Source organism: Streptomyces virginiae, from assembly GCF_041432505.1.
Classification (GTDB): Bacteria; Actinomycetota; Actinomycetes; order Streptomycetales; family Streptomycetaceae; genus Streptomyces; species Streptomyces virginiae_A.
Genome location: NZ_CP107871.1, coordinates 6,482,411 through 6,506,612, shown reverse-complemented (window position 1 = coordinate 6,506,612; position 24,202 = coordinate 6,482,411). Strand labels below are relative to the sequence as shown.

The 24,202-nt window shown below is 69.5% G+C and carries 20 protein-coding genes and 2 pseudogenes; 12 read left to right on the top strand and 10 right to left on the bottom strand.

The features are described from left to right. Positions 1-9 precede the first annotated feature (9 nt). Entirely contained in the window at positions 10-993 is a 984-nt protein-coding gene (gene meaB, locus OG624_RS30230) for a methylmalonyl Co-A mutase-associated GTPase MeaB (protein ID WP_371588652.1), read from the top strand. Positions 994-1,114: 121 nt separating this feature from the next. Here the strand turns inward: meaB and OG624_RS30225 are convergent, their stop codons facing one another. Then, positions 1,115-2,116: an asparaginase gene (locus OG624_RS30225; protein ID WP_371640038.1), complete on the bottom strand. Its 1,002-nt coding sequence runs from the start codon at positions 2,114-2,116 to the stop codon at positions 1,115-1,117. Between the two features lie 151 nt (positions 2,117-2,267). On the opposite strand from OG624_RS30225, the gene OG624_RS30220 reads away from it, so the two are divergent. From OG624_RS30220 to OG624_RS30210, 3 genes are read left to right on the top strand one after another with little or no spacing between them, the layout of a single operon-like run. Continuing rightward, complete coding sequence (locus OG624_RS30220) at positions 2,268-2,723, top strand: Lrp/AsnC family transcriptional regulator (protein WP_030010848.1); 456 nt, start codon at positions 2,268-2,270, stop codon at positions 2,721-2,723. A gap of 29 nt (positions 2,724-2,752) precedes the next feature. Further along, a complete protein-coding gene (locus OG624_RS30215; protein ID WP_266443858.1) occupies positions 2,753-2,956 on the top strand; it encodes a hypothetical protein in 204 nt (67 codons plus the stop codon). A 40-nt stretch (positions 2,957-2,996) separates the two neighbouring features. Beyond that, positions 2,997-5,141, top strand: a complete 2,145-nt coding sequence (locus tag OG624_RS30210) for a UvrD-helicase domain-containing protein (RefSeq protein ID WP_371640037.1) — start codon at positions 2,997-2,999, stop codon at positions 5,139-5,141. A gap of 107 nt (positions 5,142-5,248) precedes the next feature. On the opposite strand, the pseudogene OG624_RS30205 reads toward OG624_RS30210, so the two are convergent. Next, a pseudogene (locus tag OG624_RS30205) lies at positions 5,249-5,938 on the bottom strand (response regulator transcription factor); the annotation flags it as partial. Positions 5,939-6,205: 267 nt separating this feature from the next. On the opposite strand from OG624_RS30205, the gene OG624_RS30200 reads away from it, so the two are divergent. From OG624_RS30200 to OG624_RS30190, 3 genes are all read left to right on the top strand, one after another. After that, a complete protein-coding gene (locus tag OG624_RS30200; RefSeq protein WP_371640036.1) occupies positions 6,206-6,493 on the top strand; it encodes a hypothetical protein in 288 nt (95 codons plus the stop codon). Positions 6,494-6,555: 62 nt separating this feature from the next. After that, positions 6,556-6,705: a hypothetical protein gene (locus OG624_RS30195; RefSeq protein ID WP_371640035.1), complete on the top strand. Its 150-nt coding sequence runs from the start codon at positions 6,556-6,558 to the stop codon at positions 6,703-6,705. Between the two features lie 9 nt (positions 6,706-6,714). Next, positions 6,715-7,866, top strand: a complete 1,152-nt coding sequence (locus tag OG624_RS30190; protein WP_371640034.1) for a sensor histidine kinase — start codon at positions 6,715-6,717, stop codon at positions 7,864-7,866. A 72-nt stretch (positions 7,867-7,938) separates the two neighbouring features. Here the strand turns inward: OG624_RS30190 and OG624_RS30185 are convergent. From OG624_RS30185 to OG624_RS30175, 3 genes and pseudogenes are all read right to left on the bottom strand, one after another. Next, positions 7,939-8,082: pseudogene (locus OG624_RS30185) on the bottom strand (phosphopantetheine-binding protein); the annotation flags it as partial. A gap of 51 nt (positions 8,083-8,133) precedes the next feature. Next, positions 8,134-9,702, bottom strand: coding sequence for an NnrS multi-domain protein (locus OG624_RS30180; RefSeq protein WP_371640033.1), 1,569 nt, complete (start codon positions 9,700-9,702; stop codon positions 8,134-8,136). A 35-nt stretch (positions 9,703-9,737) separates the two neighbouring features. Continuing rightward, positions 9,738-12,815, bottom strand: coding sequence for an AAA domain-containing protein (locus OG624_RS30175; protein ID WP_371640031.1), 3,078 nt, complete (start codon positions 12,813-12,815; stop codon positions 9,738-9,740). A 325-nt stretch (positions 12,816-13,140) separates the two neighbouring features. On the opposite strand from OG624_RS30175, the gene OG624_RS30170 reads away from it, so the two are divergent. Continuing rightward, positions 13,141-14,067, top strand: a complete 927-nt coding sequence (locus OG624_RS30170) for a hypothetical protein (RefSeq protein ID WP_371640030.1) — start codon at positions 13,141-13,143, stop codon at positions 14,065-14,067. Positions 14,068-14,138: 71 nt separating this feature from the next. Further along, entirely contained in the window at positions 14,139-14,369 is a 231-nt protein-coding gene (locus OG624_RS30165) for a hypothetical protein (RefSeq protein WP_371640029.1), read from the top strand. Here OG624_RS30165 and OG624_RS30160 read toward each other — a convergent pair whose 3' ends face one another. The 5 genes from OG624_RS30160 to OG624_RS30140 form a co-directional block, all read right to left on the bottom strand. Further along, positions 14,370-14,603 carry a hypothetical protein gene (locus tag OG624_RS30160; protein ID WP_371640028.1) on the bottom strand — a complete coding sequence of 78 codons (234 nt, stop codon included), beginning with the start codon at positions 14,601-14,603 and terminating at the stop codon, positions 14,370-14,372. A 108-nt stretch (positions 14,604-14,711) separates the two neighbouring features. After that, positions 14,712-16,211, bottom strand: a complete 1,500-nt coding sequence (locus OG624_RS30155) for a type I restriction-modification system subunit M (protein ID WP_371640027.1) — start codon at positions 16,209-16,211, stop codon at positions 14,712-14,714. A gap of 5 nt (positions 16,212-16,216) precedes the next feature. Then, positions 16,217-17,416: a hypothetical protein gene (locus tag OG624_RS30150; protein ID WP_371640026.1), complete on the bottom strand. Its 1,200-nt coding sequence runs from the start codon at positions 17,414-17,416 to the stop codon at positions 16,217-16,219. Next, positions 17,413-18,837, bottom strand: coding sequence for an N-6 DNA methylase (locus OG624_RS30145; RefSeq protein WP_371640024.1), 1,425 nt, complete (start codon positions 18,835-18,837; stop codon positions 17,413-17,415). The genes OG624_RS30150 and OG624_RS30145 overlap by 4 nt, the downstream gene beginning before the upstream one ends. Beyond that, complete coding sequence (locus tag OG624_RS30140) at positions 18,834-19,022, bottom strand: hypothetical protein (protein WP_371640022.1); 189 nt, start codon at positions 19,020-19,022, stop codon at positions 18,834-18,836. Before OG624_RS30140 ends, OG624_RS30145 begins: the two co-directional genes overlap by 4 nt. A 403-nt stretch (positions 19,023-19,425) precedes the next feature. Between OG624_RS30140 and OG624_RS30135 the strand changes: the two genes are divergently transcribed. From OG624_RS30135 to OG624_RS30125, 3 genes are all read left to right on the top strand, one after another. Continuing rightward, entirely contained in the window at positions 19,426-21,120 is a 1,695-nt protein-coding gene (locus OG624_RS30135) for a hypothetical protein (protein WP_371640887.1), read from the top strand. A 259-nt stretch (positions 21,121-21,379) separates the two neighbouring features. Further along, the gene (locus tag OG624_RS30130; RefSeq protein WP_371640021.1) at positions 21,380-21,802 is read left to right on the top strand and encodes a hypothetical protein; all 423 of its coding nucleotides are present in this window, start codon (positions 21,380-21,382) and stop codon (positions 21,800-21,802) included. Then, the gene (locus tag OG624_RS30125; protein ID WP_371640020.1) at positions 21,799-23,877 is read left to right on the top strand and encodes an Hsp70 family protein; all 2,079 of its coding nucleotides are present in this window, start codon (positions 21,799-21,801) and stop codon (positions 23,875-23,877) included. The genes OG624_RS30130 and OG624_RS30125 overlap by 4 nt, the downstream gene beginning before the upstream one ends. Positions 23,878-24,202: the final 325 nt, after the last annotated feature.

Below are 24,202 nucleotides of genomic sequence, written 5' to 3'. Positions count from 1 at the left end.
CGGGCGCCGGTGCCGAAGATCGACATCGAGGCCTACGCGAAGGGGGTGCTCGACGGGAAGCGCGCGTTCATCGCGCGCGCGATCACCCTCGTCGAGTCCACCCTGCCCGCTCACCGGGCGCTCGCGCAGGGCCTGTTGACGGAGCTGCTGCCGCACGCCGGCCGGGCCCGCCGGATCGGTATCAGCGGGGTGCCGGGGGTGGGCAAGTCCACCTTCATCGACGCGTTCGGCACGATGCTGACGGGGCTCGGCCACCGGGTGGCGGTACTCGCGGTGGACCCGTCGTCGACGCGTACGGGCGGCTCCATCCTGGGCGACAAGACCCGGATGGAGCGGCTGTCGGTGGACCCGGCGGCGTTCGTACGTCCCTCGCCCTCGGCGGGCACGCTGGGCGGGGTCGCCAAGGCCACCCGCGAGTCGATGATCGTGATGGAGGCGGCGGGCTACGACGTGGTCCTCGTCGAAACGGTCGGCGTGGGCCAGTCGGAGACCACGGTGGCGGGGATGGTGGACTCCTTCCTGCTGCTGTCCCTGGCCCGTACGGGCGACCAGCTGCAGGGCATCAAGAAGGGCGTCCTGGAGCTGGCCGACGTCCTGGCGGTGAACAAGGCGGACGGCCCGCACGAGCGGGACGCGAAGGCAGCGGCCCGGGAACTGTCGGGCGCGCTGCGCCTGATGCACCCGGTGGACGCGGCCTGGACCCCGCCGGTGCTGACGTGCAGCGCGCGGGAGTCGACCGGGCTGGACGAGGTGTGGAGCCGCCTGGAGCAGCACCGGACCCTGCTGGACGCGGGCGGCCGGCTGACGGCGAAGCGGGCGGCGCAGCAGGTGGAGTGGACCTGGTCGATGGTCCGCGACGAACTGCTGGAACGCCTCCGGGCGGACCCGGCGGTACGGAACCTCGCGCCGGACCTGGAGTCCGCGGTCCGGGCGGGCACGGTGACCCCGACATCGGCGGCGGACCGCATCCTGGCGGCGTTCGGCGGCGCCTGAGCCCGGAGCCCGCGCCACCTCGCGCCGCCTCGCCTTCGCGCCCCCGGCCCCGGACCTTGCCCGTCCGGAGCCGGGGGCGCGTGCATGCGGGGGGCGCGTGCGTGCGGTTCCGCGGCCGCCGTTACGCCTCGACGAGGACCGACCCGGTCGGGGTGAGGGCCTCACGTAGCAGGCGGACCTGCTCCACAGTGTTCTCGGTGGCCAGGAGCGCGGACAGGACCGCGATGCGGGCCTGTCCGGCGCGCAGCGTGCCGGTGGGAACGGCGCCCGCCGCGACGAGGTCCACCGCTCCCCCGTGCGTGTAGATCTCGGTGACCGGGCCGGCCATGACCCGGGTGGTCAGGGCGACCAGCACCCCGCGGGCGACGGCGGCCCGGACGGCGTCGACGATCTCCGGGGTGGCGTTGCCCGCGCCGGTCCCGACGAGCACGATACCGCGGGCGCCGGCCTCGACGGCCGCGTTCAGCAGGACGGGGTCGCCGTCCGCGTGGTGGACCACCACGTCGACGCGGGGCGGGACTTCGGGCATCGCGGGGAGCGGGAGGGGCAGGGGGCGCTGCGGGGCGCGCAGGACGGTGACCTTGCCGAAGCCGACCTTGCCGAGCAGTTCCCTGGAGGGGTCGGCGAACGCGTCCAGGGCCACGGCCTGCGTCTTGACGGTGCCGCGGGCGGCGTGGACACGTCCCGCGAAGGCGATCAGAACGCCGAGCCCGCGGGTGGTGGCGGCGGTGAGCAGCGCGTCGTACAGGTTGCCGGGGCCGTCGCCGTCCGCGGTGCCCATGGGCAGCTGGGAGCCGGTGAGGACGACCGGGCGGGGGTCGCGGTGGTGCAGGTCGAGGAGGAAGGCGGACTCCTCCAGGGTGTCGGTGCCGTGGGTGACGACGATGCCGTCGACTCCGGGGTCGGCGAGCACCTCGTGCACGGTGCGCAGCAGGGTGAGCTGATGTGCGGTGGTGAGACGCGGGCTGTTCACGCTGAACAGGTCGACGAGTTCGACGGTGATGCCCTCGGGGAGTGGTGCGGTGGCGATCACCTCGTTCCCGTCGGCGTCCGCTGCGAAGCCGGAACCCTGCCAGCGGCTGGCTATCGTCCCGCCGGTGCTGATCACGACGATCCGTCCCATCGGCCGTGGCCGCCCTTCACTCGTGTCACTCGTGTCACTAGTACGTCACTCGTACATATGTACTCAAAGCAGCAATGATAGAGCGATCTACGCGCAATGTGATTGCGTTTTCCCTCAGGCCCGTTCATGAACGCTGGGTGATAATTGCGTCATGGATGCCATTGACCGAGAAATCTTGCGCGAGCTCCAGGCCGACGGCCGCCTGAGCAACCAGGAACTCGCCCAGCGCGTGGGACTGACCCCCTCCCCCTGCATGCGCCGGGTGCGCCAGCTGGAACAGGACGGGGTGATCCAGGGCTACCGCGCGGTGATCTCCCCCGAGGCGGTGGACCGAGGATTCGAGGTGCTCGTCTCGGTCGAGGTGCGGCGCGACCGGGAGGCGGTGGAAGCCTTCGAGGCGGCCCTCCAGGACATCCCGGACGTCATCGAGGCCTACCGCCTCTTCGGCAGCCCCGGCTGCCTGCTGCGGATCGCGGTCGCCGACCTGCGGGCGTACGAGCGCCTGTGGATCGAGAAGCTGACGGCCCTCACCGGAATCACCGAGGTCAACTCGCAGATCATCATGAAGCGCATCAAGGAACCGAACGGCCTGCCCGTCGGCCACTGACATGGGCGAACCCGCGCCTGCGCGCCCCCGTGACCTTGCGGCTCGCCGACGGGACGGTGGCGTGGTCGTTCGGGAGCGAGCGCGACGTCGGCACGGTCGTGACCGCGACCCACGTCCACAGCATGGACGCGACCGGCCTGCGGGCCGTCGACTCGCGCTCCCGGCGCGCACGCCCGCCCTCTCCCCAAACCCTCGGTACCGACGAGCCATTGGCGCCCCGTACCGTACGGTGATCAGTCGAAACGTCGGCACGCGTACGACCCGGGGGCACACATGGCGACGCTGGGAATCCACAAGGACTTCCTCCTGGAGTTCGCCCGGCTGGAGAAGACCGTCCAGAAGCGGGTCCACGAGGTCTTCGACAAGTTCCGCGAGCACCGCCATGCAGGGCTCCACCTGGAAAAGCTGGAGAACCCCCGCGACCCGCGGATCCGCACCATCCGCGTCAACAAGTTCATGCGCGGCGTCGTTCTCGCACCGGAATCCGGAGACAGCTTCCTCCTCCTGAAGGTCATGGCGCACGACGACGCCATCGACTGGGCGCTGAGCCACCGGGCGACGGTGAACTCGGCGACCCAGGGCATCGAACTGCGCGACGACATCGCCCTGGAGCGCGCCGCCGCCGACGTGCGGTACACCGCGCACGTGGCGGAGGCGCGGCTCTTCGCCGAGGTCGCCGACAAGGAGCTGATCCGCCTCGGCATCGATCCCGATCTGCTCCCCCTCGTACGCAACCTCAGCACCGAGGCCCACCTCGACGCCCTCCGCAAGATCCTTCCCGAGCAGCAGTACGACGTACTCGCCGGCCTGGCCGCGGGGCTGAGCCCGGAGGACGTCTGGCGCGAGTCCGTGGCCGCTCAGGCCGAACGCGCCGCCGACGCGGCCCAGCAGGCACCCGCCGGCGACGAACTCGCCGCCGCGATGGCCCGCTCGCAGGGGCGGATCGCCCTGCTCTCCGGGCCCGAGGAGTTGCTCGACGTCCTGTCCCGGCCGTTCGACGCGTGGCGGGTCTTCCTGCACCCCAGCCAGCGGCGCATCGCCTACCACCCCTCCTACAACGGGCCCGCCCGGGTGACCGGCGGCCCCGGCACGGGCAAGACCGTGGTGGCCCTGCACCGCGCGCTCCATCTGGCGCGGCAGCTGCCGGACGACGCACCCGACGAATCGGTGCTGCTCACCACCTACACCCGCAACCTCGCGGCCGACCTGCGCCACGGACTCGAACTGCTCATCCCGGACGAGGCGCTGCGCGCGAAGATCCGCGTCGTCAACGTCGACGCCCTCGCGAACCAGCTCGTCCGCGAGGACCGGGGCGCCCCGCTGACCATCCTGACCGGCCAGAAGGAGATCAACTCCCGCTGGAACGCCCTCGCCCGCAGGCTCGATCTCGACTACAGCGACGTCTTCCTCGACCAGGAGTGGCGGCAGGTCGTCCTGGCCCAGGACCTGCGCTCGCCCGAGGCCTACCTCAAGGCGTCCCGCAGCGGTCGGGGCACCGCGCTGAGCCCGCTGCGGCGGGCCCAGGTCTGGCGTGCCGTCGAGGCGTTCACGAAGGAACTGCGCCAGGCCGACGAGTGGACCTTCCTCCAGGTGTGCGCGGAGGCCACCCGGCTGCTGGAGCCGCGTACCGACCGCCCGTTCCGCCATGTGGTGATCGACGAGGCCCAGGACCTCCATCCGGCGCAATGGCGGCTGCTGCGGGCATCGGTGGCACCCGGTCCGGACGACCTGTTCATCGCCGGCGACACGCACCAGCGCATCTACGGGAACAAGGTGTCACTGCGCGGCCTCGGTGTGAACGTGACCGGAAGGTCCCATCGGCTGCGGATCAACTACCGCACCACGCACGAGATCCTGCAGTGGTCGACGTCCCTCCTCGACCGGGAGCACCCGGACGACATGGACGGCGGGACCGAGTCCCTGGCGGGCTACCGGTCCGTGCTGAACGGCGCGCACCCCGAACTGCGGGCGGCGAGCAGCAAGGCCGAGGAGATCGCGGAGCTCACCGAGCGCGTCACCGAGTGGATGGCCGACGGTGTGGAACCGGACGAGATCGGGGTGGCCGTCCGGTACATGCACCTGGGCAAGGAGATCGCGCACGCACTGGAGCGGGCCGATCTGCCGGTCCGGCTCCTCGGTGGCACGCAGGCGTCGGGCGACGGCATCAGCATCGGGACCATGCACCGGATGAAGGGCCTGGAGTTCCGCTGCGTCGCCGTCGCCGGTGTGAGCGACAGCGTCGTTCCGCTGACCTCGGCCCTGACACCCGTGGAGGTGGACGCCCAGCAGCACCAGGATGACCGCCTGGGCGAGTTGAGCCTCCTGTTCGTCGCCTGCACCCGCGCACGCGAGACCCTACGGGTGTCCTGGAACGGGGAGCCCAGTCCGTTCCTCGCCGCGTGGCAGGGCCAGGGGTAGGAGCGGGGGCAGGGCCGGTCGGCGGCCCACGCCGGGGACGGGGAGGGCCCTTGCCTTGTACGGGCCATGCTCAGAGCTGGACCAGGCTGCTGGAACGCGTAGCGCACGGCATCGGCCCGGTTGCGGGCGTCGATCTTGGCGAAGGCGTTGTTGATGTGCGTCTTCACCGTCGTCTCCTCGACGAAGAGGGCTCGGGCGATCTCCGTGTTGCTCAACCCGTCTGCGATCAGCCGCAGTACGTCGACCTCGCGGCCGGTGAGGCCGTCGGGGAAGACCCGGCGGCGCTCCCGCTCCGGCTGTCCGCCGGCGCGGTCGGACGAGGCGGCGGGGGCCGCCGCGGAGCCCGCCGCGCCGAGCGCGGCGGCCAGCCTGCGGGTCACCTCGGGGTCCAACGTCGCCTGTCCGTGGGCCGCGTTGCGGATGGCCATGGCGATCTGTTCCCGGTTGGCGTCCTTGGTCAGGTAGCCGCGGGCGCCGGCCGCCAGGACGGCGACGATCGACTCGTCGTCGGCGTAGGTGGACAGGGCCAGCACCGTGACGTCCGGGTGCTCGGCGAGGATCCGCGCGGTCGCCTCGGCACCGCCCATCCGCGGCATCCGCATGTCCATCAGCACCACGTCCGGGGAGGTTTCACCGACCGCCCGCACCGCCTCCACCCCGTCGCCGGCTCCGCCGACCACCTCCATGTCGTCCATCAGATCGAGCAGGGACATCAGGCCCTCGCGGACGATCTGCTGGTCGTCGACCACCAGTACGCGCACGCGCACCGGGCCTGGCGAGCGATCCGTCCCAACCATTCTCGGACCCCCCGTGGTCGCGTTCGAGATCGTGAAAGAACCGCAGCTCGGCAGCCGTTCTCCTGGTTTCCAATCTATCTCCCCGCACATGGGCGGGCGCCGCCCGGCTGTTCGACACCACGGGTGCGGCGGCACGCGCCGACCTCGCGCCGTCCGGTGGAGTTCCGGGGTGGACATCTCCTCCCGGACCTCCACCGCCGGGTGGGCCCGCCCCGCCCCTGTCGTCCGTAGGGTCCTCGGCATTCAGCCGGAAGGATTGCCGAAGAGATGAACCTCGCACTCGACCTCGACACGGTCATGACGGTCATGACGGTGCGCTTCGCACTGGTCGTCGCCGGCGCCGCCGTGCTCCTGATCATCGCGTTCACGATCACGATCGTGCTCAAGCGCAACGGCACGTTGGGCACCGTGAAGGACCAGGTCGCCCCCCTCGCCCGCTCCTTGGGCGAACGCGGTCGCACCACCGACGCGCGCCACGGCGGCCGTCCCGGCCTGAAGCGCAGCCTGCTGCTGTCGCTCCTCGACCACGTGGGCCGCTCCGGCAACCGCCGATGACACCCGCCCCTCTCCCCCACACCCCGCACCACGTCTCGGAGGCATGGACGATGAACCCACAGGTGGCCATCGCATCAGGCGACATGGACAAGGACGAACTCCTGCACCATCTCGTACAGGACCATCTCTGGAAGCTCGGTATCGTGACGATCGCGGCCGTCGTCGTGCTGACCGCCATGGCCGTCATCCACAGGAAGGTCGGCACCGAGTAACAGGTGAGCATGGATCCGTTGTCCGGCCGTCGGCACTTCGTGGACCGGCTCGCGCCCGGCTGGCTCGTGGTCCAGTTCCTGGGTACGGGCATGCTGGTCGTGGCCCTGCTGACGGCGAACGAGGACACCCTGTGGATCTGGGGGCTCTATGCCGCGAGCATGCTCAGCTGGGTGCTGTTCATGGCGCTGCACCCCTGGCACCCTCGAACCGCCGCCGCCCTCCTCGCGGTCAGCGCGCTGCTGCCGACCTTGGCGGTGGGCGAGGCCGAGGACACCACCGCCGCGATCATGCTGTGCGTGCTGCTCGGCCGCTTCACCTCGCTGACCTCCCCCTCGGGGCGGACGATCGCGGCGGTGACCTCCGCCGCTCTGGCGTGCACCTGGATCAGCTGCACCCTGGCCGACCGCCCGCTCGGCGACGCCCTGGGCTACCCGCTGCTGATCCTCGTACTCACCCTGCTGGGACTGAATCGCCGCCAGCAACAGTTGCGCACCGACCAGGCCGAACAGCTCCTTCACAACACTCTGTTGATGCAGCAGGAGCAGGCTCGCGCCGCGGCTCTGGCCGAACGCACCCGCATCGCCCGCGAGATGCACGACGTACTGGCCCACTCGCTCGGCGCGTTGACGGTCCAGCTCAAGGTGGCCGCCGCGCTGATCGAGAAGGGCGACTCGCAGGGCGCGCTGGCCCGGGTCCTCAGGTCCAACCGGCTGGCCGACGAGGGGCTCGCGGAGGCCCGTAACGCCGTGGCCGCCCTGCGAGGTGACGTGCCGTCACTGCCGGACGCCTTGCGGCTGCTGGTGGAGGCCCACGATTCCCACCATCCGGGCGAGGTCGGGCTCAGCCTCTCTGGCGAACCCCGCCGCCTCTCGCCGACCGCCGCCGTCTGCCTCGTGCAGAGCGCGCGGGAGGCCCTGACCAACGCCGCCAAACACGCACCTGGCGAACGGGTCGAGGTCGGCCTCCACTACGCCGACGGCCACGTACGCCTCACGGTGGACAACGTCACGTCGAGCCCCACCTCGCAGAGCCCCGACCACGTCCCCGGCTACGGCCTGACGGGAATCCGGGAACGTCTCGCGCTGGTGGCCGGCACGCTCACCACGGAACGCGCGCGGGGCGGCGCCCGCTGGGTACTGGCGGCCGAGGTCCCTGAGTAGTCCGGAACGCCCGCCGGGAGGCGGGCTGCTCCTGGACGGCGCCGAATGCCGTGCGAAGGAGTTCCGGTAGAAGTCCCGCACGGCGATCTTCGGTGCACCGAGCTCCTTGACCTCGGCCAATACGCGGACGACCAGGAGCGAGTTGCCGCCCAACGCGAAGAAGTTGTCCTCCGGGCCCCCCTGCGTACCCAGGTGCCGGCTCCAGATGTCCAGCATGTCCCGCTCCAGCCGGTCGGCGGACCCGACCTCTTCGCGGACTGGCGCGGGTCAGTCTCCCTTCGGCAGGGCCTCGTACGAGAACGTGCACCGGACCCTGCCGTCCGCGGCCGGTACGAGGCGCACCTGCTCGGCCGGCATCTGCAACGCCTTGCCCGCCGGCTCGTCCCACAAGGACACCGTTCCTCCGGCCTCCCCGAAGGAGACGTACGGCTGCTCGGGTCGCAGGACGCCACCCCGGCTGCTGAGTTTCGCCGCCAAGACGGTCGGCTCCACGCACATCCACTCCGGCTCCACCCCGAAATAGGAGGGCAGTTCCGCCTTCTGGGCCGCAGCCGTACGGAGCTCCTTCACCGCGTCCCCCGCCGAGTCCAGCGCTCCCAGCGTGCAGAACAGCACCACCGCCACCTGGGCGACCACGTACGACAGAACACCGAACCGCTCGACGGGGCTGACGAATGACGCGTGCACGTGCTTCGCAATGCCCCACAAGGCCGGTACGAACAGGGCGAAGCTCAGAAAGCTCAAGAGTTTGAGCGCCGAAGCGGCCTGCCACAGCGCGGGGACATCGAGGTCATCGGGTGTGAGGTCCAGGCTGTCGGCGTACAGCGCGTGCATCACCGACCCCGAAGCCACAACACAGGACGCGACGAGCGCGAAGAGCAACGGTGCGGCCCAGGCGAGCCATTCGCCCCACGTCCACTGGCGGACCAGCAGCCAGATTCCTGTGGACGTAGCCGTGACGGCGAAGACCGACAGTACTTGCACGGGGGTCCAGCCCCTCGTTTCCCCCATGTCCGCGCCCAAGGCGACGGCAAGGAGGAACACGGTTGCCACGCCCCACGTGAGGATGCTCCCCACGCGGCCCCCCTCCGCGAACACGTCGCGCGTCAACCAAGCGGACCACAGAAGGCACAACACCGCGGCGGTGCCCCAGACCCACGTTCGCGCACCGCTCGCCTGCCGGGCGACGACCACGCAGAACAGCATGGCGAACGTCCAGGCCATGACGCGGGACGTGACACGCCGATGGTCCTCCTCACGCCGCTGCACGATGTGCCTTCGCTCCCGGCCATGGCGTGTTCGCACGTCGATGGCGGCCTCGGGGGCGGAACCTCCGGGCAGGTCCATCCGCGACAGCCGCAGGGCCTCCGAGGCCGTCCCCCTCACCAGGGTGCCTGTGTCGTGCCGACCGGAACCCTCGGCGAGGCGCGCGCGTGCCATCACAGCGGATCGGCGCAGCCGTGCCATCGGCGTCAAGGGTCTCGGATCGGGCACACGGGGCGGCCTGTGAGCCACCGTATGTGCCCGCCAGCCGGTCAATTGCTCCCGATCCCGGTCCACCGGCTCACAGCGTCGGGCGTACATCTCCAGCCTGGTTCTGCGTGCCAGCCGTTGCACCCACCATTCGGCCGCCTGCTCGGTGCGCCGGTTGCGGGCTCCGAAGAACCGCACCTCGACGGAGTACAGTCGCGCCGTGGTGTCCGCGCTCAGCACGCCCCGCGAGGCGCCTTCCCCCCGGGCGAATGCAGCGACGACCGGCCAGCCCTGCTGGTCGAACGCCCGCTCCGCCTGGTCCCAGTCGCGCTGCTCCCCCCGCACCTCGACCAGCACGAGCACGCGTTGGTCGTATCGCTTTCCCTGCATCAGTCCCCCTACGGCAGCCAGCGCGCCGCCTGCTCCGGCGTGATCTTGGTGGCGTCGACCCACCAGTGCCCCGCCTGCTTGTCCCACTTGGCACTCAGCAGGCGTTTCGCCTCGTCCTTCTGCTCGTACGGGACCTTGAGGTACAGGCGGCCGTCCCGGACCAGTCCCGGGTACACCTTGTCGGGCGTCGGCGCCCGCTGGGCCGGGACCTCGGGCGGCGCCGGAGCGTCCTGTTCCGCCGGGCGCCACGGCCCTCGTGCCGGGCGTTCCATGCGGGTGTGTTCCATCAGCTTCCGTACGCGGTCGCAGGAGGCCGGGTCGGTGTAGCGCATCATCAGGTCCGTCGGCCCGATGTTGGCGAGCAGGTTCTTCGAGCCGTGCCAGAGGACCGCCCCGTCCAGGATGAGGACCTTCTCGTGCATGCGGTCCCGGAACTCGACCCGGCAGCCGGCGGCCTCCAGTTGCTGGACGAGTTCCCGGTGCCGCGCCACGCGGGAGGGTTCCTGCTGCTCTTCCGGTGGGCGGGTGAAGACCGTGACCTGGATGCCGGCCGCCGTCCTTGGTCCGAGTAGCCGTGCCCACCGGCCGACCGGAGCCCGGTCCATGAACGCGGAGTACAGCTCGATGCTGTGCTGCGCCCGTTCCACGTCCCACTCGACCGCGGCCGCGACCTCGCTGTGCTCGAAGAAGGCGGGCCTTACCAGGTCCTCTTCCGACAGGTGGGCCAGCTGGTCGGCGTCCAGGATGGGGATCAGCTGGTCGGCGGAGATGGTCTGCGCGTGCGCCTCCAGGTGGTCGACCATCGCCAGGGCCTCGCTGTGCGGGGCCAGGTGCTTGCGCAGGAACGCGACGTCCGCCACGACGACCAGGTGGTCCTGGGCCCGGCTGAGGGCGACGTTGAGGAGGCGGCAGGTCTGCGAGGACAGCCCTGTTCCGCTGTAGAAGAAGCCGGGGTCTTTGCCTGCGCCCGCGACCGTGTCGAGGAGCACGACGGGGCGCTGGCTGCCCTGGAACCGGTGGACGGTGTCGACCAGGCCGTCGTAGTCCTCCCCGAACCGGTGGGTGAGGCTGCTCTTGAGCGCCTTGACCTGCTCGCGGTACGGGGAGATGACGGCGAGCCGGTCGGTCGCCCGCTCCCCTTCGGGGACGTCCTGCCACTTGCGGCCGGGCAGGACGCCCTCGTACTGGAGTCCGCGGACGAGCTCGTGGATGACGGCGGCGTGGACGGCGTTCGTCATGTGGGGCTTGCGGCCTCCGCCGGGAATCCGGCGGCCGGAGGTGTCGATCAGGATCACCGGGGAGTCGATGAGCGGGGCGAACGGCAGACGGGTGGTGTTGCCGCGCCCGGTCTTGAGGGGCGCGTCCGGGTACGCCACCTCGTTCACGACCGCGCAGATCGGCTCCCGCATCCGGTACTGGGTGTCGAGCGCCACCAGGCGCGGGTCCTGGCGTACCCGCCCGGACGGGTCGACCAGCCCGGCGGCGTGGAAGGCGTCCCGCGCCGTCCACTCTCGGGAGTGGGACCTTTCTTCCTCGCTCGCCTGCCGGTCCCCGTCGCCCTTGGTCACGGCGGGGAGCTGGCGGAAGTCCCCGGCCACGATCACCCGCTTGCGGGCGAGGCCGGCGGCGAACCAGGCCGAGGGCAGGTTGACCATCCCGGCTTCGTCGATCACCACGACGTCGATCTCGTCGAGCAGTTTCCTCGACTGGACGGCCTTGGCCACGGTGGCTCCGAGCACCCGGCAGCGGGACCGGACCTCGTCGTGGATGCGCTTGCGCTTTCGGTCGAGCTCGTCGAGTCGCACCTGGAGGGAGGCAGCCGTCTCGGCGACGGTCTCCCTGGGCGGGATCCCCACGACCGCGGCGTAGGCAGCGGGCAGGGCGCGGCGGGCTTCGGCCGCCTGTTGTCCACCCGCGGTATGGCGACGGGCGGCACTCGCGACGATTTCCCGGGCCTGTGATGCGCGGAACGCTTCGTCCGCCCAGGCGGAGTGGAGGTCCCTCAGTTTCGCGGCCTTTCGTTCCGCGAGAAAGCCTGTCGGCGGCCCCACCTTGTCGATCGCCAAGCGCAGCTGTGCGGCCGCCGCATCCGCTGCGAGCACCGTCCGGGCCGCTGCGGCCTGGTCGCGGCCGGCCGCGGCCGTCTCCCCCACGGCGGTGGCCAGGTCCGACTCCAGGTCCCGTACCCGGTCGTGGAGGGCCAGCGCCGCTCTCGTGCCCTTGAGCTGGTCGGCCGCCGTGCTGATCTGCCGGTCGATGCTCTCCACGAGCAGCGCCGCGATCCTGCTCGGGTCGACCTGGTCTCCGTAGCGACTGCGCAGCGACGGCAGGACGATGTTCCCGGCCCGCTGGACGATCCCCTCGGCAAAGCCCTCCTCGTGCTCCAGGAGGGAGCACATCCGCTCCAGGGCCTGATCCACCGCGACGTTCGTCGGAGCCAGGAAGAGGATCTTGAGCCCTTGGCGGAAGCTGCCCTCGACGATGTGGCCGACGACGTCCGTCTTTCCGGTGCCGGGCGGTCCCCACAGGAACAGCACCTCACTGGCGAGCGCCTGCGCGACGGCGTCACGCTGACGCGGGTTGAGCTGAAGCCCTGCCCAGTCCGCCACCCATTGCCCCGGGTTCTCGGCACGGCCGGTGCGAGGGGTACCGCGGCCGACCAGCCAGCCGGCGTGCCCTGCGTCGATGGGACTGTCCTGTTGGCCGACGGCCTCCAGACGTTCCGACAGGGCGGCCCAGTTGGACGAGTCGTCCTTGCGGATCTGGATGTTGGTGGGCGCTGCCCCGAAGTCGGCTTTCGTCACGAGCCGTACGGTGCCGTCCGGGGCACGAGAGGCCTCGGCCGGGTCCCAGGCCTTCCGGGAGCGGGACGGCCGGGCGAGAACGGGAACACCGTCCAGACCGTCGTGCCAGTTCCGGCACTCGAAGAGATACTCGCGGGCCCCTTCGGAGTACGAAAGGAGCCGCCCCTTGGAGAGCGCGACCTTTACGGCACCCTCGGCGTCGTTCCGGTGCTCCGCGAGGATCTCGGCGCGCACCGCCGTCAGGAACTCCGCAACGGGATATGGACGCTCCGTATCGGTCATGTGTACCGCTCCCCCAAGATCACCACACAGGTGCAAAGACTGTACGAGGATCCGTTGCCGCCTGGCGGGCATCGGACGGGCACCGGCCACGCACTGGCCGGAATCAATGGCCGACCCGCATACCCAGGAACGATGTCGTCAGGTCCGTATGCACCTGAGCCGGCTCAACGACCTGGTACGCAGCAGAGGAGAACGTCGTGAGGCCCACGCCGGCCGCCGCGCAGTTGCGCGGCAGTCTCACCCAGTACCTCACGACGACCTACGCGCTCACCGACGAGGACACCGGCGGGCGTCGGAGCGGTTCCTGGAGCACCCCGAGAGCGGGATGTTCCGCGGTCCCTACCTACGGATCAGTACTCCCTTCCACAAGGCCGCGGCCGGGTGGGAGAAGTACCTGGAGTGGGACCCGGATTCACCCCGTACCGGCACCAGGCGAACCGATGAATGCGCTCGCCCCGACCGGGCCGGCCGCATCGGCGACTACCTCGCGCAGCCGGAACTGGCCCAGGTGACGGCCGGGCTCTACATCGGCGACCGCCCGGACACGGACTTCCGCCGGTTGATGACCCGGCGCGAGGACATGCGGCAGTCTCCTCCCGACCTGCTGATCACGAACTACAAGCTGCTCGACCTTCTGCTCCAGCGGAGCGAGGACCGAGCGCTGTGGCAGGACTCCCGGATCCAGTACGTGGTGCTGGGCGAGGAACGGATGACACCCGAGCAGTTCACCGGACCGGTGAACTACGCGCTGCCGGAGCCGCCTTCACCCGAGGAGGTCATCACCTGCTCGGGCGGCCCCGATGTGGTGTCGCGTCCGGACAAGCTCGATCTCGACGCCCTTGCGGCGCGGATGCTGGGCCAGCAGGGTCTGTCCGCCTTCGAGATCGGGCGAGTGCGGAAGCAGCACGACTTCACCCAAGGGGTGTTGTCCCTCCTCGACGGGGATCCCCTCAGCGAGAGGAACTCGGCGACCGGCTGGGTCGGTTCGGTCAAGCCTGGGGCCGGACCGCCCGGGAGAATCCCCGCCTTGCCCTCGCAGCCCTCGCGCGGCGCGTGGCCCTGCTGTCCGCCGCCCGCGATCCGGAGTCGGACGAGCGCCGCCCGCGCCCTCCGAAATCAGGTCGACCAAACAGAGAATGCCGAGAAGCTGCAGGTCAGAGGCTCTTCCCCACCGGCTCCAGGATCGCGACGCACTCCACGTGGTGGGTCATCGTTTACACGTCGCGCGAACCGGCCCCGCAAAAGTGGCTGATCAGAGGCGGTTTACCAGCTCTGCGAGCGGGCCGATTCCGAGCCTGAGCGTCAAACGAGCGTCACGGCTGAATGAACACGCTCATTCCTCAAGGTCCACCAACAGCGTCCGGCCCATCGACCAGCCCACCGCTCGTACGCGGCCCGCTCGGCATGGGCGGCTCCCTGCAGGGTTGCGTCGGCGGCCTCGCGAGCAGCGGCAGCCCGCAACAGGCGCTGGATCAGGCCGTCGCCCTCCAGCTCCAGGATCAGCCGAACGATGCGCCCGCCGAGGCTGATCAGCTCCTGGATGAAGCGCTCTAGCTATTGGACGAGCTGGCCCCAGCCGACGAAGACGTACTCGCCCATGTCGTGGAGGTCGATCGTCCGCGTGAGCGATTCCATGAGGCTTGCGCGTTGTTGGCGAGTACGGCAATGCGGCTGGCGAGGGCGGCGCGCGAGATTGGTCTTGGCCGTATCCGGCACCTCCTCGGCTGCCAGCACGAGGAGGGCCCGCAACTGCGCGACGATGTCGTGCAGCGACGGCCTGCAGCTCACCCCGCCGCCCCAGCACTTCGCCGTATACGGCCAGAGCCTGCTCGGCGGCCTTTCCTTCCCGCGTCAGCTGGTAGATGAAGCGCTTGGATCACACCTCCCTGAGCAAACTCACGTGTCCAGATGGAGACGGATCTGCCGTGCCAATTGATCGGATCGCTCCAGCAGCTCGAGAAGCTCACGCTCCAGTTCGCCGATGAGCTCGTCGGCCTGCCCGCCGCCCGGGGCCGGGCCCGCCGCCGGCGCCCCACCGACATATCGGCCCGGCGTGAGGATGTACTGGTTCCGCCGGACTTCATCTCCCCCTGCAGAACGGCAGAAGCCAGGCACATCCTGATACACGTCGCCTCGGCAACCCGTTCCGCGCCAGGCGTGGTAGGCACCGGCGATCTCCGACCGATGACTGTCCGTCAGTACGCGATGAGCCCGCCCGACAGTGTCACCCATACCGCGGGCGTCAATGAACAGCGTCTGACCACGACGGTCCGCCAATCCCGGTTTCCCCTGCGGCGACTTGTCCTTGGTCAGGAACCAGACACACGCCGATATCAGAGTGGACGAAAAGAGCTGGGCAGGAAGCGCCACGACGCACGCAACCAGGTCGTCCTCCACCATCGCCCGGCGAATCTCACCTTCACCCATCTGCTTGGACGACAAGGAACCGTTCGCCAGTACGAGGCCGGCGCTCCCCTGATCACTCAGCTTGTCGACGGCGTGCTGCAACCAGGCGAAATTCGCGTTGGTACGCGGTGGAACCCCGTAGCGCCAACGCAGATCCCCCTCGTTGCGCGCCCAATCCCGCATGTTGAACGGTGGGTTGGCCAACACCCAGTCCGCCTTGAGCCGCGCACTCGGGTCACGCTCAAGCACATCGGCGCGGCGCAGGTCTGCCAGGACCCCGTTAACGTGCAGGTTCATCCGCGCCAGCTTCCAGCTGCCGGCGTTCACCTCCTGCCCGTAGTACGCCAGGTCCGCATCCGGATCGCCCCCTCGCTCGACCACGAACCTCGCTGACTGGATCAGCATCCCGCCGGAACCGCAGCAGGGGTCGTACACACGCCCACGCTCCGGCTGCAACGTCTCGACGAGGAGGCGCACCACACTCCTCGGCGTGTGGAACTCGCCGCCCTTCTTGCCTTCGAAGCGGGCGAACTCTCCGAGAAGGTTCTCGTACGACGCGGCGTCGAGGGGCTCGTCCAGGAGGGTGAACAGTTCGGTGACCTGCGATCGCCGCAGGCCTCCGATGAGGGCGTTGGCGGGCGGAAAAAGGTCGGCGAGATCACCCTCGCTTCGCCGCATGGCGTCGAGTGCCTCGTCGAGCGCCGTCACCGGATCGTCGTCAGGATCCCGGACGCGCCGGATGAGGGTGTCCCAGCGGGCCAGGGGAGGGACCCATCGCGGTCCTCCGGCGCCATGGAGGAGGTGTTCGTCCCGCAGGCCCTCCGCCTCTGTCCGTCGTCGTGCTTGCTCGAACTCCAAGGACAGGAAGCGAAAGTAGAGCAGGGTCAGGACGATGCTCTTGTATTGGGCCGCGTCCATGGTTCCGCGCAGGGTCTTCGTGACCTTCCGCAACAAGCTGGAGGCTGCCGTCTGCTCGTTCTGTGGGGGCACATTACTCACCTCTTGGCTGTCGGATCCCCGGTCATTTCGAACACGACCAGTTCCTGGAGCGCGCGGTTCTCCCTGAGGGCCGCGAGGGCCCGGGCGTGGAGCGGAGCAGCGATACCGGCGAACCGTTCTCGTACCTCCTCCGGCGGCCACGACAGGGGGAACTTCGAGAACGCCTTCCGGCTCATCGCACGCGCTTGTTCTCCTTGCGCCGTGGCGACCAGCTCCTCGCTTCTGGCCCGCAACTCGTGGAGCAGCCACATCCGGTCCACCTCGCTTCCCGTGCGGATCGCCAGCATGCCGCGCCCGGGAACGACAGGCATCGCCGCCGCGACCGTTCTGACTTCGCCCGGCCGCGGTGCGATCAGCAGCGTTCCCGGTGGGCAGGCCATATCGCATGGCGCCCAGGTGATCCCGGCAGTGCGGTCCAGATGAACCGTCCTGTTGTTGAGTACTTCCCTCGGCGATGCCCATGCGAGGGCTCGGTCACCGTCGAGCCGTCCGGCCTGGGGAGCACCGCCGATGACCTGGCCTACGTCCGCGACAGTCACTCCTGGCCGGTGCATGCCGCTGCGGGCGTGGCCCTGCGCGAAGCGGCCGAAGTACGCGTCCGCGAGTTCGGTCGCGCGACCCGCGATCTTCGTGTTCAGCGCCGTCTTCCGTTGCGCGAGATCGATCGTGAGCAGGATCCGCTCACGAAGATGCTGTGGCGGAACCGAAACGGGAAGCTGTTTGAGGTCGGCGAGAGGCAGCGTCGCGTGCTCAGCGCCCGCGGAGCCCACGCGCAGCAGGTCTCGGGCTCGGGGCGTGCCAAGCCACCAGCGGATCCACATGTCGATCCCGTGGGTCAGTCCGGCCACGGTGAACCGGATGACGGCGACTGATCGGGCGACGTTCCAGTCGTGGTTGTCCGGACCGGCGACTGCCGTGTCCCCGATCCTCCCGACCAGCACGACGAGGAGATCGTCCGCCCGAAGTGACGTCCGCCGGTTCTGCCGGTGCACATCCGGGGCGATCCGTGCAAGCTCGCTCGTGTCTACGGCTCCGTCCGCAATATCGCCGGCCCGGATCATGGGGACGCCCCCCGGGTCGTGCCTGCCTGGGCGCACCACGCCGTAGGAGACCGACTCGACGCCGGGTACGTCGGCCAGCTCGCATGTGATCCACCCCGGCGCATCGAATGCGCCGGCTTCCCTTGTGCGCTTCACTCCTGCACCCACTCCGCCGGTTCCGTCCCGAGTACGTCCCGGAGCCGCTCGCTCATGCGCAGGGCGTGCTCGAAGTGCTCGTACAGCGCGTCTTTCGGATGCCGGTGCTCCGCCTCGGACAATGCGTCCTCCGTGCTCGCGGGGGCCGTCTGTACGTAACTGCCCGGGCTGAGGTCGTAGCCGCGGCGTGCGATGTCGTCATGGTTCACAGAGCGGCACCAGTCAACCTGCCCGGTTCTGTCCTCCTGGGCGGAGGAGGTGACTCTCCAGTTCGCGAAGATCTGCCAGATCCGATCGATGGCCGCGTCCGCGCGGGGAGCGCCGCCCGCCCGGTCGGCTGGGGTGCCCAATCGCCGCGCGTCCGCCAGGAGCACTTCGCCCACCCGGGACTTCCGGCCCCAGCGTGGGCTCGCGCTCTTGTCCCTGGCGAGAAGCCAAAGGGTTGCGCCCGACCTCGTGTGAGGGAAGAGCCGCGACGGCAGGGCCACCACGCCGGCCAGTAGGTCACGCTCCACCAGGCGGCGGCGGATGTACGACTCCGCAGTGTTGAGCCCTCTCGTCGCACTGTCCGGAAGCAGTATGACTGCCCGCCCTTGAGCCGACAGCTCGTGCACGACGTGCTGGAGCCAGGCGAAGTTCGCGTTTCCCTTCGGCGGAGGGCCGAGGCTCCACCGTGGGTCTCGGATCAGCTCCTGGTATCCCCAGTCGTTGGTGTTCAGCGGTGGGTTGGCGAGAATGACATCGGGGGACAGGCCGGTCGGGCCGGCATGCAGGCTGTCGACCGCCTCACCGCCCAGTTCGTAGTGCAGTCCACCGAGCGTCAGGTTCATCGCTGCGGCGCGACGAGCCTCAGGACGGATGTCCCGGCCATGTACCGCGAGCACACCGGGCCCGTGCTCCTTTCCGCGCGCCCACTCGTCTGCGGCAACCAGAAGCCTTCCGCTTCCGCAGACGGGGTCAAGGACGCGTTCTCCGGGCTGGGGCGCGGCTAGGCCGGCCATGAGCCGGGCCAGCGGACGGGGGGTGTAGTAGTCCCCTCCCGCCCCGAACCGGGACGAGTACCGGTCGAGGCAAGCGTCGAACAGGCCTGCGGGCTGTTCCAGCCGAGCGACCTGGGCGATCAGCGCGGCCAGCGCGCGGTCGGCCTCTCCGTGCAGCCTGCGGGACCGGACCGCCTGATGGGCCACCGGGTCGGACGAGCGGCCGAATTCCAGAAGTGCCCATGCTCTGTTCAGCGCAGGCTCAGCGGGCCCGAAGGACCGGTCGAGCCCTGCCCCATCGGGTGCGGGCCACGATCTCAGGAAGATCACCTGGAGGGCGAGCTGGTGACCGAGCTCCGGCGCCGAGGCGGCACACAACGCGTCCAACGCGCGCCACACGCTTCTTAACTCTGACGAGCCGTGCCGTCCGGACAACGTCATGACGGCCTCAGCCAGGTGACGGTCGAAATGCCCAGCCCCATGGCACCTGCGAAGGCCACGCCGCCGTACTTGATCGCCCCCATCAGCTGTCCCCCATCAGCGAACTGGATGATGCCGGCCAGCAGGCCGACAATCACGGCGGCCTGGATGACCAGAATGAAGAGCAGACTCCTGTGCTGCTGCATGCTACGACTCCCCTCGATCCCTCAGTGACAGCGCTTCTGACAGGACGAAGGTATGAGTGCGCGGCCCCACGGCTTCGGCAGCATGCAATTTTGTTTTTGCATCGACACGGTCTTCCGCCTTGCGCGCGAACGGGATCAGCATCCGGCTCCCATCGCCCGGGCTGACCGCTGCCGGAAGGTCCGTGCGCTCATGGGGAGCCTCCGGCTCGGCCGGGATGCCGGCCGCCGAGGTCCGGCGGCGCCGGTGTGCGCCCTTCGCCCCCGCACACGGTCATCGGTAAGAGCCGTCCTGTGCTCGACGCCCGGCCTAAGGTGCCGCCGCACCATGCCTCGCCAAGGTCACGATGCGTGCGCGACCGTACGGTTCGTCAGGGTGCACGGATAACCTGTCGCCGTGTACGAAATGACAGATGCGCTCGCCGCCCGTCAGGCGGCAAAGGCAGCCGAACGCGAGCGCTTGACGCGGGCGCGGGAGCGCCGGGAAGGCCGAGACCCCTCTGCCGTGAGCGGTTTCGTGCAGCGCAAGTGGCGGTGGCTCGGTGTCGGAGGCAGCGAAGCGGTCGAAGCCGTGCTGGCCATGCTTGCGGAAACGGCGGCCGCCACCGGGATACCCGAGGCGGACAAGACTGTGCTCCTCCGGGCACTGGAAGGAGATCCCGACCGAGTGGAGTTGTTGCCCGCCGTGCGCTCGGGCCTTGCCCTCCTTCCACCGGCCTCGATACTGGGGCACATACGAAACCTATGGGCGGCCGGCGTCCAATGGCTCACCGAGGCGGGCCTGGCGCGGTGCCGGCTGCTGTGTTCGACGGCGCCCAGCCTGGACCTCGTCAGCACGCGGTCCCACGCGGTGACGGGCGGTCCCGCCTTCTCCCTCTTCGCCACCGCCGCCACCCGGGGCGCGGTGCCCCTGCCGAACCGGTTCCTGGACGAGCTGCTCCCGTGGGCTCCCCTGACCGTCATCGACGACCTCGTCGATCGCGGCGGGCTGCTTGCCGAAGACACGCCCTGGATGACGCGGGACGCGCAGGAGGCCCTCTACCTGCGTGCACGGCTCGTGCCGGAGAAAATCACCGATGAGGAAGCCTCGAGGCTCGGCTGGCAGGGCTTCCTGCGTCGGCAGTCATTCCTGCGTGGTGAGCCGCTCACGCGGCAGGAGCCGGACGACGTGTGGGATCTACTGTACGACGTCGTCCTCGACGGCGACCTGACGGTGTTCGACGCGCTCGACGCGGCTCTGCCCCGTACCCAGCAGATCGAACTGCGCGATCTCAAGTCGGGCGCTCTTTCGGGACAGTGGCCGACTGCCATGGGCGAGGACCTCGGGCTCTGGCAACTGATGGCCGCCCTGTGGGAACCAAGGGAGACCGTGGATGCAGGTCGTAGTCCCTTCTACGCCCTCATCGCCGCGCAGCGGGCCTACGATGCGGTCAAGGCAGGCGATCTGGAGGCTGCTGCTCGTCAGGCGCATTCGCTGGCGCGCGGCGGCAGCAGCAGCCGCAGGATCTCGGTAGAGCTCGTGGAGGAAGGCTGCGCCCTTGCTGCCTACGCGGCAGCAGTGCAGAGCGAGAACGCCGAGTCACCCGCGGCCAGGGACAGATTGCTCGACTCTGCGGAGAAGTACGCGGAGATGGCCGCAGATCACGGAAGCTCCGTCGCCGAACGCAACCTCCGGCTTCTGCGTGCCTGGCGGGAGACGAGGCGGAATGTCCGAGGCCGGTTCAGCAATCCCTTCCTCGAAATCGGCCTGGATCACGGTGCCGACGCGTGGGAGGAACGCTGCCGAGAGATATTCCGCGGGCACGAAGGCGACACGAGAGCACAATCCGCCCTGAACATGTCCGAGGAGCGCATCCGAGGAGCGCTGCGCAACGAGGCGGGCTGGGACGTCTTCTACCAGCTGCCGCTGGACGCATCGCGCTACGTGATGCCCTCTCAGGTGCCGCAGCATCTCGTGCCGCCGGCGGAGGGCCTGCCGCGCCGGACGCCGGTGACGAGTGGTGGGGAGCTGGAGACGATTCGTGCCCGTGCCGCCGTCGAACTCCTCGACGACTTCCGCACCACGGCTCCCCACCTCGACCGCCACAGCTCCACGCGATGACCGCACCGACATCCGCGACCTGATCCACCGCCCGAATCGAACGAAGCAGAGCCTGATGCCTCCCAAGAAGAAGATCCCCAAGAGAGAGCGTTCCCACCGCCCGTGTCCCGCCTGCGGCCAGACGCAACCCGGCACGAGCAAGAAGGAAGCACCGCACAAACCCAGGGGCTTGAGGCGTCATCGAGAACGGAGCTCCGAGCTTCCGGCCCAGTCGACCGGCGTCGCCGGCACTCCAGTTGTTCCCGAACCGATCGACCCGATGACAGTGATCAAGGGAGTGACGAGTCGACTGCCCGACGCCCTGGAGGCCGCCGGGATCGGCGAGATGTCTTCGTCCAGCGCCCTTGCCGCCGCCGTGCGCAGGGCGGTCCTGGACGAGTTCCGCACGCGTGCCCAGTTCACCGGCCGCCTCGCCGAGATCGATGCACTGCTCCGTTCCCGGGCCGGGGGCAGCAGCGAAGCCGTCGAGAGCGCTATGTCCACTCACCTGCGCGAACTTCGACTGCTCCGAGTGACGGAGCCCGAAGAGAGCGACCGCTTCGTGGTGACCGAGGGTGAGGGAGACACCTTCGAACTGCTGAGCCCGGCATACGTCGACGAGCTGACCGGGAAGGTCGTTCTCGCGGGACAACTGCGGCGCGTCGCCGCCCCCGCGGGTGTCAATGGGGGGGAAGAGGCATGACAGCGACAGGAATCGACTTCGGGACCACCAACTCGGTAGCCGCCCAGTGGAACGGCGAGTACGTCGAGGTACTGGAGATCGGCGGACAGGGGCTCGATGCCAACTGGCGACGGAAGGGGTTCGAGCTGCTCTACCCGTCGGTCGTGGGAACCAGCTCGTTGCGTCCGGGCACACTGTTCGGCTGGGAGGCCAAGCTGCGCTCCGAGCAGGCCGTCGAAGCGTGCAAGCGGATGCTGCGCGAGGAACCCTTCGTCAGCCTCGGCGGACAGCGGTTCGCAGCCACCACGGCCGCTGCCGGTGTCTTCCACGCCATCACAGGTGCCGCGGAGGAGGAAGCTGCCACCGAGATCCGCGAAGCCGTCATCACCGTTCCGGCCAACGCGACCGGAGCCGCCCGCTTCCGGACGCGTGAGGCCGCGCGTGCCGCCGGGATTTCGGTCCGCACCCTGCTGAACGAACCAACAGCCGCGGCCATCGCCTACGCACACGAGATGGAAATCGACGGCGAGTTCCTGGTCTTCGACTGGGGTGGCGGCACCATGGACGCCACCCTGCTGCTGCACGACGACGGCTTCTTCGACGAAAAGGCGAGCCGGGGCGTCAACCGCCTCGGTGGTCTGGAGATCGACGCCCGGCTGCGTCGCCTGGTCCTCCAGCAGGCCCCCGCACGGGGTCAGTGGAGCGCCTCGGAACAGCGGATGTTCGCCCTCGACATCGAGCGGGCCAAAATCCTTCTCTCCCACCAGGAGTCGGTCGACATTCAAACCCCCGACGGGGTCATCGTCGCGATCGGACAGGACGAGTTCGCCGAAGCCATACAGGACCTCATCAGCCGAGCGCTCGACCCGGTCGAGGAATGTCTGGAGCAGGCTCGGATCGACCCGCGCGACCTCACCGCGGTCCTGATGATCGGCGGAAGCAGCCAGATCCCGGCCGTACGTGCGGCGGTGTCGGAGGCACTGGACTGCGAACTCGTCGATACCGCGCTGTGCGATCCCATGACCGCGGTGGCCGAAGGAGCGGCCATCACGGCAGCGGCCATGGACGGCGAGCTGAAGAGCATCATTCGCGTGGTCAACACGCATGCCCTCGGCACCATCACCAAGGACCGCGAGGGCAGGCGGAACTTCAGTGCCCTCATCGACCGGAACCAGCGTCTGCCGCAGCAGCGCGTGAAATCCTACGAGCCGACCAGGGACAACGTCTCCGAGCTGACCGTGGAAGTCTGGGAGGGTGACCCGGACCGTGAGGTCGACCACCCCGACAACGTGAAGCTGACGGATCTCGTCCTCAGGTACCCACAGCGCGGCAAGGCCGAAGACGGGGTCTTCGACCTGGAGTACACGTACAGCAAGGAAGGCCTGCTGACCGTCAGGGCGACTCTCCAGAAGACCGGCGAGGTAGTTCTCGACGGAGAGGTGAAGGTGTTCGGGGACGGGAACGTCCTGCCCGAGGTACAGAACGAGCTCAACCGCCTGATCAACCTCGCCACACCGGGCCGTCCGGCCACCGTGCCGCCGCCTCCGCGGCAGGGCGGCCCGGAGGGCTGGACGGGCGGCACTCCCAAGCCCACTCCCCCGCGGTCCGCACCCCGGACCGCAGATCCTGGCGCGCCTGCGCTCGTCGTGGACGGCTCCAATCTCGCCTGGAACGGTCGGCCTCCGCGCGCTGCCGGCGGCAGGCCGAGCTTTGCGGCCCTGGAGGCCGCGATCCGATCCCTACAGTTCAAGCATCAGGGCCGTGACATTCACGTGGTGGTCGATGCCACGCTGCGCCACGACGTGTCCGCAGAGGAACGTCCCCGAGTGGAAGCCGCGATCGCCGACGGCAAGGTCGTCCAGCCTCCGGCAGGGACCGAGGGCCGGGGTGACGCCTTGGTGATCAGCATTGCCGAGGAAGTCGGCGGGGTGATCATCTCCAACGACAACTTCGCACCGTTCCAAAGGGCGAACCCCTGGCTCCGCGACGCGGGACGCGTACTGGGGGCCACGTACTCGCAGGGAGTGTGGGTCTTCAACCGTCGCGTACCGAACCCGGCGATGCCCACGCGGCCGAGGACGACACGCTCACTTTGACGAGGCACGGACTGCCGCGACCGCCACGGCGGTCTACGCCGGAGTGCGCGGTGCATTGCGGTGGCGGGGCTATGGGAGCTCCGGCACCTGCACCGCGTACACCGTCCGGTACCCGGTGGGCCGGCGAGACTTGCACGTCCGGTGCCCTTCTCGACCGGCTCCGGAAATCGCCACGCGCCCCAGGTCGTGGGGCATCGGAATGGGCCTGGCCTCGAGCTTGCACCACGCCCGTGATCGACAGAGCCAAAAGCACCCCACCCCTTGGGGTGAGACGGGCCCCATGCCCTTGCACGGACCTGACCAGATCCTGCTGATCTTGTGGGCA